Source organism: Lacticaseibacillus sp. 22, from assembly GCF_055413445.1.
Window position 1 is genome coordinate 20,061 of record NZ_JBVAYD010000021.1, and the last position, 11,173, is coordinate 31,233.

The 11,173-nt window shown below is 46.9% G+C and carries 11 protein-coding genes; 3 read left to right on the top strand and 8 right to left on the bottom strand.

What is annotated here, in order from left to right; genetic code table 11:
• Positions 1-225 precede the first annotated feature (225 nt).
• The 6 genes from ACWP87_RS09970 to recJ all read right to left on the bottom strand — a co-directional run bounded on the left by ACWP87_RS09970 (position 226) and on the right by recJ (position 6,104).
• On the bottom strand, positions 226-1,236 hold the full coding sequence (locus ACWP87_RS09970; RefSeq protein ID WP_005684281.1) for a hypothetical protein: 1,011 nt from the start codon (positions 1,234-1,236) through the stop codon (positions 226-228).
• Positions 1,237-1,410: 174 nt separating this feature from the next.
• On the bottom strand, positions 1,411-2,205 hold the full coding sequence (locus ACWP87_RS09975; protein ID WP_005684282.1) for an N-formylglutamate amidohydrolase: 795 nt from the start codon (positions 2,203-2,205) through the stop codon (positions 1,411-1,413).
• Positions 2,206-2,373: 168 nt separating this feature from the next.
• Complete coding sequence (locus ACWP87_RS09980) at positions 2,374-2,691, bottom strand: DUF960 domain-containing protein (RefSeq protein WP_005684285.1); 318 nt, start codon at positions 2,689-2,691, stop codon at positions 2,374-2,376.
• A 15-nt stretch (positions 2,692-2,706) separates the two neighbouring features.
• Entirely contained in the window at positions 2,707-3,207 is a 501-nt protein-coding gene (ybaK, locus tag ACWP87_RS09985; protein WP_005684286.1) for a Cys-tRNA(Pro) deacylase, read from the bottom strand.
• 78 nt (positions 3,208-3,285) lie between these two features.
• On the bottom strand, positions 3,286-3,813 hold the full coding sequence (locus tag ACWP87_RS09990) for an adenine phosphoribosyltransferase (RefSeq protein ID WP_005684287.1): 528 nt from the start codon (positions 3,811-3,813) through the stop codon (positions 3,286-3,288).
• Positions 3,810-6,104 carry a single-stranded-DNA-specific exonuclease RecJ gene (gene recJ, locus ACWP87_RS09995; RefSeq protein WP_005684288.1) on the bottom strand — a complete coding sequence of 765 codons (2,295 nt, stop codon included), beginning with the start codon at positions 6,102-6,104 and terminating at the stop codon, positions 3,810-3,812. Before recJ ends, ACWP87_RS09990 begins: the two co-directional genes overlap by 4 nt.
• 314 nt (positions 6,105-6,418) lie before the next feature.
• Between recJ and ACWP87_RS10000 the strand changes: the two genes are divergently transcribed.
• From ACWP87_RS10000 to ACWP87_RS10010, 3 genes are all read left to right on the top strand, one after another.
• Positions 6,419-6,790 (top strand): hypothetical protein, encoded by a 372-nt coding sequence (locus tag ACWP87_RS10000; protein ID WP_005684289.1) that lies wholly within the window; start codon positions 6,419-6,421, stop codon positions 6,788-6,790.
• Between the two features lie 204 nt (positions 6,791-6,994).
• The gene (locus ACWP87_RS10005; protein WP_014569704.1) at positions 6,995-7,471 is read left to right on the top strand and encodes an ASCH domain-containing protein; all 477 of its coding nucleotides are present in this window, start codon (positions 6,995-6,997) and stop codon (positions 7,469-7,471) included.
• 5 nt (positions 7,472-7,476) lie between these two features.
• Complete coding sequence (locus ACWP87_RS10010) at positions 7,477-7,695, top strand: hypothetical protein (protein ID WP_005684291.1); 219 nt, start codon at positions 7,477-7,479, stop codon at positions 7,693-7,695.
• A 206-nt stretch (positions 7,696-7,901) separates the two neighbouring features.
• Here the strand turns inward: ACWP87_RS10010 and lepA are convergent, their stop codons facing one another.
• Positions 7,902-9,740, bottom strand: a complete 1,839-nt coding sequence (gene lepA, locus ACWP87_RS10015) for a translation elongation factor 4 (protein WP_005684293.1) — start codon at positions 9,738-9,740, stop codon at positions 7,902-7,904.
• Positions 9,741-10,012: 272 nt separating this feature from the next.
• Positions 10,013-11,173 (bottom strand): molecular chaperone DnaJ, encoded by a 1,161-nt coding sequence (gene dnaJ, locus ACWP87_RS10020; protein ID WP_005684294.1) that lies wholly within the window; start codon positions 11,171-11,173, stop codon positions 10,013-10,015.

Sequence of the window (11,173 nt, forward strand, 5' to 3'; positions counted from 1 at the left end):
TAACTCCTTCTACTTATTAAAGACTCTCTTGCTGTAAAATTTTCATTAAATATAAATTCAACTTTGTGATAGCCAAGGAAGAGGTAAACTAATAACGAACAAAAAGCCTGAATCCTTAACTTACGGGATTCAGGCTTATGCCAATTATCAAATCGATCATTTTTCTTAAAACGCTAACCAATATGTCATGCATCACGGTACTGCTTTTCTGTTAATTAATGATGCTTAACTCATGAATTGATACCAGCTTTCAATAACCTTAACGTCTCGCGATTGTCGCAACTGCTTAGCAACACTTGAAAATTGTTGGCTTATTAAGAACACGCTGGTACTCATTGTCTGCAACGCTTCTGCATCTGCGCCATCATGGACAATCGGTATAAGGTGAGATTGCATTTCAGGTAGTTGCACTAAGGCAGGAAAGATCTCACTTGAAACATCGACGTAAAGTTTGCGGTCGGTATGCACAAAATTGTTAACCAGCCACCAAACTAAGATCTCATTCATGTCTGTAAATAGTTTAATTGGTTCGCCCGCAGAATTGTTTAACCAATATTGTTGCGTCAACGGTAATCCGTTAACAACGGCGACACCGCTTCGATTTAGGATCAGTCCCTGAATGCTCGTTGTTTGAAAAAGCGGTTCAGTCAAGGTCATGCGTTGCAGATTGGGCATTTGCGCATAATAGTCCGATACGAATAAGCGCTCATGATCATCGTACTGATCTTCGCGCGTTAACCGACCATCTTTAAAATAGCTGATTTGCCGAACCCGCTTTTTCCTATCACGCTCGATTTTTAGCACAACTTGATTCTCGGCATCCATATATCGGGTGTTCTTGCTGCCAGGAACTGTTTTGGCCGTTAAGTGTGCTTGTAGCTGACTTGCCAAGTTGGCTTGGGGACTGATACCACTTCCACGATGATGCAGTTCATCATAAAAGTTATGATAGGACGTCGGCGCCAAAAATAGCTGCTTCTTGTCGCGGTAATTCAAGAATCGTGCCGTGGCATCAAGTTCAAGATCACCGGTTATAACAGCGGGACTGTGATGGTTAGTTTTGAAGAAGTTCATCATCACTTTGATCTTAGCCCATTGTTCATCCGGCATTTCTTCTGGCAACAAATCCAGATAAAGATAATCGCTTTTAGCGTCATCGAATCTAAGGTCATTCGTCCCATCCGCAATCACTTCATCCCCTGAAGGACTTTCTTGTTTCTTCCCAAAAAAGTTCATGAAGCTTTCCCCCACTCGTTTTGAAAATGTTTCTAGTACAATCGCAAGTAGAGTATCGCATAATCATTAAATTGGCAGCTATTATTTTGACCCGTTCACAGAAGATTTCCTTTTGGTGATGCTTAATAACTGCGACTCAATCCGCTTAAAATGCCGAATGTACCATGCCGTGGCTCAGCGCAAGCGACCTAAAAACGCCGTCAAAAACTGCAATTTCTGCTGTGCCTGCTTGAACACCTCTGACTGATACGTTGTCAGCACTTCTTCGCCAAAAGATCGGTGGGCAATATATTGGTCATACCGCAACTCAATCTGGATCGCGGTGACACCTTGCTGATGACCATAATAGCGGGTAATGTCACCGCCACGAAAAGGAAAATTGTCTTCAACCGTCCAACCATACGTCATGAACTGATCCGCTAACGCCAAGCGAAACCTTTTGCTAGATGTCCGATCATGATCATTGCCGAGAACAATCGTCTTGGGCTTCACGTTCGGATAATAAGGGTATTGGGCAAAGCTGTGTAAATCAACTAAATACGCATACCTAAATTCAGATTTTTTCTGGTTCAGCAAGGTCGTCAACATTTGACGATAAGGCCGATAATATGAGCAAACCCGCGCCTGTATTTGGGGAATCGTCAGCGGCTGTGCATACAGGTTATGATCAAACGTGTTACGCTGATAAACGGTTGCCGAGCGATAGTCATGCTGCGGATCATAAGTCACCGCCCGATTTGGATCAGCGACATACCGGTTAACATGATTGATTAAAGTCGTAAATCCGGCAGCAGGCAAAAAGTCATATAATTCCGGTAAAAACCAATCCGTGTTGGCTAAAACGGCATTTGGCAACAATGCTTTTTTCATCGCCACCGGTATCCACGTTCCGCTGTGAGGCAAACTAATCACGACTGGAGAATGTTGCTCCGAATTCAGCACGGTATATAATTGATTGCTAATATCCATCTACCTTGGCTCCTTCTAAAACAGTCCGATCATTTGACTGCCTTCACGTCTATAACAACCTCGCAGGTGCCATCATGACTACCACTACCGCATAAAAACAGCACCGAACAACCACGGTCCGATGCTGACTTTCTGTTTTGCTTGACGAGTGTCGCCCGCCAATTGAAGTTAAGATTCACGATGCCCTTCTTCAGGCAAAAGAATCGTCTGACTCTCCCCATCATCGTAGGCCATAACCGTATCCGGAAAACTGGGATCATATGGAAACGGCAAATCCACGGACATCTCGGTTTGTGCGCCTTCTTCGCTGAAATGAATCGTCAATTTGCCTTGATGGTTCTGAAGATCAAAACGCAACAGATTATTTAGCGGAACAACGCCTTGTAAGTTGCGATCAATGATGAGCCAAATACTGTCGATGATCTCGCCCGGCAGGTTTGAAATAACGCCAAAAGTCGCGAATCGACTATGATTTGCTGCAAACATATGCGACTCCTTTCTTCAGTCCTGCGTGGCAATATCCGCAAACTCGGCATCAACAAACTTTGCTAAAACCTTGGGATCAACGCCAACAGAACGACCGATTTTACCGGCTGACACAATGATTGACGACTGACTTTCGGCTTCTTGACTGATGTAAATCGGATACTTGTGGCGCTCATGAATGCCAATAGGTGTGTTGGCGCCGTGTTCGTACCCTGTCGTTTTCATGAGATCTTTCAGCGGTACCATGCCGACTTTGCGATTACCGGAAACCTTACTCAGCTTTTTATAATCAACATGCCGATCTAACGGCACAACGCCAATCACCGGTCCCGTCTTGTTCCCCGTTAGTACCAGGGTTTTATAAATCTGGTGTTCCGGAACATCAAGATGATCAACCGTCAACTGCGCCACATCGCCAACTTCTTCAGTCGGAAATTCATAAGGCACATAGGCAATACCCGCTTTGTCCAACATTTTTTCGACCAAGGTTTTATCTGTCTTATGATGTTTAGCCATTGCGATCCCTCCTTACGAAATTTCCATTCAGACGCTTTCACTTAAAAGTCTAGAACAAGGCTCGCGAAAATGCCACCATCATGCGCCGGTGTAAGACATTAACGTGAACATATCATAATCTTTGATCTTGTCGCGCCCATGCAAATCACTGAGCTCGATCAAAAAGGCTGTCCCGACTACGACACCGCCTAATTGCTCGACTAGACGGATTGTTGCTGCAATCGTGCCGCCAGTTGCCAGTAAGTCATCGCATACCAGTACCCGTTGTCTCGGTTTAATGGCGTCCTTGTGTAAGTAAAGTGTGGCCTCACCGTATTCAAGATCATAGCTGGCTTTAACGGTTGGCCGCGGTAATTTGCCTTTTTTACGTGCCGGTGCAAAGCCGATTCCCAGCTTATACGCCACAGGACAACCAACAATAAATCCGCGGGCTTCCGGGCCGACAATCATTTCGACCCCTTTGTCTTGGGCATAGGCGGCAATTTCGTCTGTCGCAGCCGCATAAGCTTTACCGTCAGCCATCAAAGGCGAAATATCGCGGAAAATAATCCCCGGTTCCGGAAAATCTTTCACACTGGCGATGTAATCTTTAAAATTGATGGTCATGATCCTACCTCACTGTCTGAATGCTCTGTCACCAACATCGTTTCAAGCTGAACCCGCGGCATGGTTTGCAGTTGGCGTGCAAGCGTTAAAAATGCCTCGCGCGCAACATAAGCTTTGGCGGTTTGCAATGGCTTTTTAGCCGGTGCCGTGACGGGAGAAATAAAAGCACCCTCTATTGTAACAAAATCAAGCTCGAAAAACACCTGAATCACCAAGATCACTTGATGGACAGTCAAATGGACGGCCTTGGCAATCGCCGGAATATGATGCTTGTCAAAGCCGGGATGTGCTTTTAGAAAATGCAGAACAGCACCAAATTCACTTCGCGTCGGCATTGCCACTAACCGACTGGGTGCACCATAAAACATGACCGTCACCGGCAGTTGAATGTGCTGCATAACCGTCACCAACTGGCCACGATCTTTAGGCAAGTCAACCAAAACCGCATCAGCCAGTGACGTTGTGACTTGCTCAGCTAGCATGGTCGGCCCACCAAACGAAAATTGATGTTCGAATTGTTGTTTGACCTTTGCATCAAAGAAGACGTAATTCCGTTGCGCCTTGAATTGGCTCCCATCAACTGTCGGCATCCGCCAGTCAACGACTTGAGGCTGCTTGACCGCATAATCCTTCAGCATGAGTTGTAAGCTGGTATTTCCTTGCCAGGTGTTCTGATCCAGTTGAACGGCTAATTTAATAGCTTGAGCCTCAGCTAATGTTGCCGCTGCAGACCCAAAACCAAACCCGATGACATTGACGCCTTGATCAATTTGAAATCTAAGATGGGCATTTTCCTTACCGATCGGCTTCACATTCTGAACCACTTGGGGACGCACGGAAAAAGTCGGTTCCGGATTACCTTGTCCAAATGGGGCTAGCTGGCGAATTAATTGATAATGCTCTAGCGTTAAGTCGCCAACTTCCAGACGCGCAGCAATCGGAAGCGCTGGCTTAGGCACGGTCTTGAGCATGGTGGCAGCGGCTGCTTCCATTTGCGCATGGATGGCTGATAGTTCAGCGGTTTTAGCCGTTAACCCAACTGCCATATGATGCCCGCCAAAATGAACCATTTTGTCCTCAGCCGGTTCCAGTGCGTTAAACAAGTGATACGCTGCAATCGAACGGCCAGAACCTTTTGCCGTGTCGCCATCATCGGCAATGTTCATAATCAAGGTTGGTTTACCGGTAGCCTCCACCACTTTACTGGCAACGATCCCAACAACTCCTTCATGCCATCCCTTACTGGCAAGCAGCAGCGTTTTAGCCGCTTGATTTTCCGGCGTCTGGGCCATGGTGAGAGCCTCTTGCGCAATTTTGCTGACCAACCCTTGCCGCTCCTGATTTAACTTGCCGACTTGTTGGGCCAAGTCGGCAGCGACATCCTCTTCAAAGGTAGTCAACAATGTCACCCCGGGATTCGCATCACCCATTCGTCCCAAAGCATTCAGCCGCGGACCAATCACAAAGCCAACCGTGGTTTCATTGACTGTGTCCGGTGCCACGCCGGCTTCTTTTAAAATGGCGGCGAGTCCGACGCGCGGTTGCGTTTGGATCATTTTCAATCCTAACTGGGCGATGATCCGATTCTCATCGGTTAGCTTAACCAAATCGGCAATCGTGCCTAATGCTGCCAGATCAATGCTCTCTAGCGGCGGCTCGCCAAGTAAGGCCGTTGCCACTTTGAAAGCAACACCTGCACCCGAAAGATCGCCAAACGGATAGTGCCCCTCAGGATGGCGGGGATGGACGACCGCTACGGCATGCGGAAGTGTTTCAGGCAACTCATGGTGATCCGTAACCACAACGTCCATGCCAGCTGCTTGGGCGGGATCAATGACATCTGCACCGGCAACCCCGTTATCGACTGTAATGACCAATTGCGTGCCGGTTTTTTGCAAGTAGGCGTAAACTTCCGCATTGGGTCCATAGCCGTCAGTAAACCGATCCGGAATAAAAACATCAGGCTCGGCACCTAGGCTTTGCAGGGTCTCCAACATGATCGAGCTGCTGGTTAAGCCATCAACGTCATAGTCACCATAAATCGTAATTTTTTGATTTTGCTCAATTGCTTCCAAAATCCTGGCAACCGCTTTATCCATATCGTGTAAGGCAAACGGATCGTGCAACCGACTAATGTCCGGGTGCACAAAGGCTTCATACTCTGCCTTGTCTTTGATGCCACGTTGCCACAACAAAGTCGCCAAAAACGGCGGGACTGCCAATGTCTGGCTCAATTGTTGTGTCGTTGCCGGATCTGGTTGTTCTGCAAGTTGCCATCGATACTGCGTCATATGTTTTCGTTCCTTTCTAACCGATTCAGTATACCAAACAAACCCGTTTGAATTAACCGCTTGCGCCAAGTTTTCGTCAACTTAGCAAAAGGGGCGGCCGTTTCCGCTAACCAACCCGTTCAGGTCATCAAAAGCGTGATATAATTAAGTTGTTAACAAGCCCAACTCCAGTCAGCGACTTCAAACAGGCAAGCAGTTAGTGCTGTATTGCCGTTATTAGACAAAGCGTTACCGTGTGATCTTAGTCCGCTTGACTGTGACCGGTCATGGTGGACTAGCTCTTTTTCGCGATAACGACTTAAGGAGGAAGTACCATGGCAAAATCTCAAGACCAATTCAATGAAAAGGCGGGCAAGAAGATTACAGTTTCCGATGAGGCTGTCGATAAGGCCGCCAAAAAAATTGAACAGGTCGGCTACGTAACCGAAAAAGACGTTCCGGAAATGATCGATCGCGATTATACGCGGGCATTGTCAAAAAAGGTTTCCGCTAAGCTGCACCAAGACAAAGACGATGACTATTTCTACGAGGAACCTTTTGATTATGAAAATGGCCGCATTGCCAACATCATCTGGGATATGGATAAAATCAAAACCCGTGAAGAAGCAATGAAGACCTTAGCAAATGAACTTGGCTTGACTGTTCCAAAGATTGTCATGCGCAAAGTCGATGAACAGGTTTTCTAAAGCAAATTCTAAAAAATCGGCGCTGTTTACCAGTGTCGATTTTTTATTTTAGTTTGCTTGTTTGCTAGCAGCAGTCTTTGTGTCCATGACATCAATTGCCTCCAAAAAGCACCTAACCAAGCCAGGTTGATTTTTTTAGTGTGACAACCATGCAGATACGTGCTAATTATGTGATAATGATGATAAAGAAAGGACGTGGAAGCCATGGCTGACCAACAAGTACTTGACGATTTTTTTGCGACGGCGAAAGCGGCATTGGATTTACCCGCTGTCACTTACGAGGATGCCTATCAACTTGGCAGCCCTGAACTGGCAGATGAACTTGCTGACCTGGTTAAAGCGGGCAAGAAAACTGCGACTTCAAGTGGGTTTGAGCTTTATACCATCGAGCAGGACCCATTACCGATAGCCGGCGTCTACAACATTATCCTTGATCGTCATGATCGACCAGTGGCGCTGACTTTCACGGATAATGTCTTTATCACGCCATTTGAAAAAGTCGATGCTGTCATTGCCAAACGCGAAGGTGAAGGCTCCCAGTCGTTAGCAAGTTGGCGCCGCGCCCATGAAGCCTTCTTCCGCCGTGAATATCAGGCAAATGGCCTTCAATTCGATCCCGAATCCTCGATGGTCGTTATCGAAGAATTTCATACCGTTTATCCGGTTGTTCAAACGAGGTGACAAGTATGCGGCTCAAACAACGAACAACATTAGCTGAAAAGAAAGTAACCGGAAAACTCGAAGACATTCCGCATCCGACACTAGATGCCACCATCTATGTCCTCGTTTTTGGTCTCACCGCAATCGGCGGGCTGGTCTCTTATGGCGCGTATCAACTGTTTAAGCCTGAACGCCAACTCGCCCACAAAGCAAAGGACATGGTTCAGGAGCATCGCAAAGACTGATAAAATCAGTAAATCAAAAACAGGCACCCAGTAGGCTGACTATTTTGCCTCTTGCGTGCCTGTTTTGTAACCACAAGTGGAATATTCACCATAAAATAACAATTTATTAGATGTAAAACTGCCTACATTTAAAGCTCATGTTGGCAAAATGTTGGCAAGAAATCGCTAATGATTAAAATTTCACCAGTCAAAACTTCTCGAGAGCGCTATTTACCGCGACTTTCTTCGTCGTTCATTTTAAGAATGCTCATAAACGCCTCTTGTGGAACCTCGACAGACCCAACCGCCTTCATCCGCTTCTTACCCGCTTTTTGCTTCTCGAGTAACTTGCGCTTCCGGGTGATATCGCCACCGTAACATTTGGCCAAGACGTTTTTACGATAAGCTTTAACCGTACTACGAGCGATAATTTTATTCCCGATAGCAGCCTGGATCGGGATTTCAAACTGCTGCCGCGGAATGGTGGTTTTCAGGCGCGCAACAATCGCTTTGCCGCGTTCAAAGGCGAAATCTTTATGAACAATGGTGCTTAATGCATCAACTGGATCACCATTCAGTAAAATGTCCATTTTAACCAGATCACTTTGCCGATACCCGATGATCTCATAATCAAGACTTGCATAGCCTTTGGTACTGCTTTTTAGATCATCAAAGAAATCGTAAATAATTTCGGACAATGGCAATTCGTAGATGACATTCACGCGATACTTATCTAAATAATCCATTGTCACAAATTCGCCCCGTTTACGTTGTGACAGCTCCATGACCGGTCCGACATAATCGTTAGGTACCATGATCGATGCTTTCACATAAGGTTCGCGGATCTCTTTAATCTCACTTGCATCGGGCATTTCAGCCGGGTTGTCGATCGTTTTTTCCGAACCATCTGTTAACGCTACCTGATAGTCCACGCTCGGTGCGGTCATGATCAAATCGAGACCGTAATCGCGTTCCAGCCGTTCCTGAACCACATCCATATGCAAGAGGCCCAAGAACCCACAACGGAACCCAAACCCGAGTGCCTGGGACGTTTCCGGCTCAAATTCAAGCGCAGCATCGTTGAGTTGCAACTTTTCCAATGCCTCGCGCAAGTCATTGAATTTCGCGTTATCTACTGGAAACAGGCCTGAATAGACCATTGGCGTGATTTTACGATACCCTTTCAGCGGGGCTGCTGCCGGGCGGTCTGCCAGCGTCACCGTGTCCCCCACGCGCGTATCCTGAATCGTCTTAATTGAGGCCGTGATATAACCGACATCCCCGACCATTAGAAAATCGCGTTTCACTGCTTTAGGTGACATCACGCCGACTTCAGTAACCTGAAACTGCTTGCCATTGCTCATCAGCTGGATCGTATCGCCGACCTTAACTTGTCCTTCTTTAACCCGAACATCAAGGACAACACCGCGATAATCATCATAAACGGAATCAAAGATCAACGCTTGCAACGGCGCGTTAACATCGCCAGAAGGAGCCGGAATGTCTGAGACGATGCGCTCAAGAATTTCAGGAACTCCCAAGCCGGTTTTACCACTGGCCAAAATGGCGTCAGAAGCGTCTAAGCCGATCATCTCTTCAATCTCTTCTTTAACAACATCAGGCTGGGCACTAGGCAAGTCAACCTTATTGATCACCGGAATGATTTCAAGGTCGTCATCAATCGCCAAGTACACATTAGCAAGCGTCTGAGCTTCAACACCTTGCGTGGCATCCACCACAAGCAAGGCCCCTTCACAGGCAGCAAGACTGCGACTAACTTCATAACTAAAATCGACATGCCCCGGCGTATCAATCAAATGGAAAATATACGTTTCGCCATTATTGGCTTTATAGTGCAGTTCGACCGCATTGAGCTTAATCGTAATCCCGCGTTCCCGCTCAAGTGCCATATCGTCCAGAACTTGCGCCTGCATATCCCGCTTGGCAATGGTGTCTGTCAACTCCAGAATGCGATCCGCAAGCGTGGATTTGCCATGATCAATATGGGCAATAATTGAAAAATTGCGGATATGCTTTTGCCGTTCCAGCATTTCTTCATGATTCATATAAATAGTGCCTACTTTCTAAGCGATCGTTTGGTTCTTATTATAGCAGAGCGTATCGGACACGGGTAGAAGCTGGTATTTAACGAATCAAGCGGTTAAGGCCTCATACACTTGCAAGCCTGGCTGCTTAAGTTGGCATCATTATAAGGTTCACCTAGACGCTGATACGTCAAAAGTGCTCACCACATTAAAAAAATCGGCCTTAACTTCTAAGACCGATTTTTCGATATTTGGACCAGTTTTGTGCAATTGATAGTGACTAGGCGTGTAACCTACTTACCGCCTTTAAACGCTTCTTTAACACGGTCAAACAGCGTCCCATTGTGTGGTGTGACATCTTCACCACTAGCTGCTGCAAATTGCATCAGAGCAGCTTTTTGCTTTTCGTTTAAGTGCTTAGGTGTTTGAATCTCAACGGTCACAATTTCATCACCGGTACCGTTACCGCGCAGCCGTGGAGCACCTTTACCGCGGAGTCTGAATTTGGTTTGACTTTGCGTGCCGGCTGGAATTTTTAACTCAACCGGTCCGTGAACCGTGTCAACTTTGATTTCATCACCCAAAGCTGCCTGAGCAAAACTTAACGGAATCGTCAGGTAGATCTCGGCGCCATCACGTTGATACTTCTTGCTTGGCGCGACTCGGAAAACGATGTATAAGTCCCCATATGGTCCGCCATTGGTTCCTGCTTCACCAGCTTGTTGCAAGCGCATTTGCTGACCGTCTTCAACACCGGCCGGAACTTTAACATCAATCGTATGCCGTTCCTGTTCGTGACCGGTACCATGGCAGGTTGGGCACTTTTCTTTAATTTCTTTACCGGTTCCACCGCAGACATCACAAACTTGGCGGGTCATCATTGCGCCAAATGCCGTATTGCGTTGTACCTGAATATAACCGCTACCATGACACTTGTGGCAGGTTACCGGACTGGTTCCCGGTTTGGCACCACTACCATGACAAGTATGACAAACAGCTTCACGATCATAGGAAATCTTGGTATCTTTTCCAAAAATCGCTTCTTCAAAAGTCAAATCCATCCGATACTGTAAGTCGGCTCCTTGCCGCGGTGCAGAAGGGTTCGCCTGTGCACCACCGCCAGCGCCGCCAAAGAATTGACTGAAAATGTCGTCAAAGCCGCCGAAACCGCCTTGACCGCCACCGAAGTCACTAAACCCGCCGGCTTGACCACCATTGCCGAATCCCTGCGGACCATCAGCAGACCCATATTGGTCATATGCGGCACGCTTTTGGGGATCAGACAGGACCTGATAGGCTTCGTTGACTTCCTTAAACTTTTGCTCGGCACCGGGTGCGTGATTAAGATCGGGATGATATTTTTTGGAAAGCTTGCGAAACGCTTTACGAATTGTATCATCATCGGCATCCCGGCTCACACCGAGCGTCTCATAATAATCTTTCTGATCCGCCAT

Excerpts from the sequence above, each read along its gene's own strand:
- ACWP87_RS09975 (WP_005684282.1), bottom strand. The coding sequence starts at position 2,205 with ATGGATATTAGCAATCAATTATATACCGTGCTGAATTCGGAGCAACAT.
- ACWP87_RS10010 (WP_005684291.1), top strand. The coding sequence starts at position 7,477 with ATGCGGCTCAAACAACGAACAACATTAGCTGAAAAGAAAGTAACCGGA.
- ybaK (WP_005684286.1), bottom strand. The coding sequence starts at position 3,207 with ATGGCTAAACATCATAAGACAGATAAAACCTTGGTCGAAAAAATGTTG.
- ACWP87_RS09980 (WP_005684285.1), bottom strand. The coding sequence starts at position 2,691 with ATGTTTGCAGCAAATCATAGTCGATTCGCGACTTTTGGCGTTATTTCA.
- ACWP87_RS10000 (WP_005684289.1), top strand. The coding sequence starts at position 6,419 with ATGGCAAAATCTCAAGACCAATTCAATGAAAAGGCGGGCAAGAAGATT.
- ACWP87_RS09990 (WP_005684287.1), bottom strand. The coding sequence starts at position 3,813 with ATGACCATCAATTTTAAAGATTACATCGCCAGTGTGAAAGATTTTCCG.
- ACWP87_RS10005 (WP_014569704.1), top strand. The coding sequence starts at position 6,995 with ATGGCTGACCAACAAGTACTTGACGATTTTTTTGCGACGGCGAAAGCG.
- dnaJ (WP_005684294.1), bottom strand. The coding sequence starts at position 11,173 with ATGGCGGATCAGAAAGATTATTATGAGACGCTCGGTGTGAGCCGGGAT.
- ACWP87_RS09970 (WP_005684281.1), bottom strand. The coding sequence starts at position 1,236 with ATGAACTTTTTTGGGAAGAAACAAGAAAGTCCTTCAGGGGATGAAGTG.
- recJ (WP_005684288.1), bottom strand. The coding sequence starts at position 6,104 with ATGACGCAGTATCGATGGCAACTTGCAGAACAACCAGATCCGGCAACG.
- lepA (WP_005684293.1), bottom strand. The coding sequence starts at position 9,740 with ATGAATCATGAAGAAATGCTGGAACGGCAAAAGCATATCCGCAATTTT.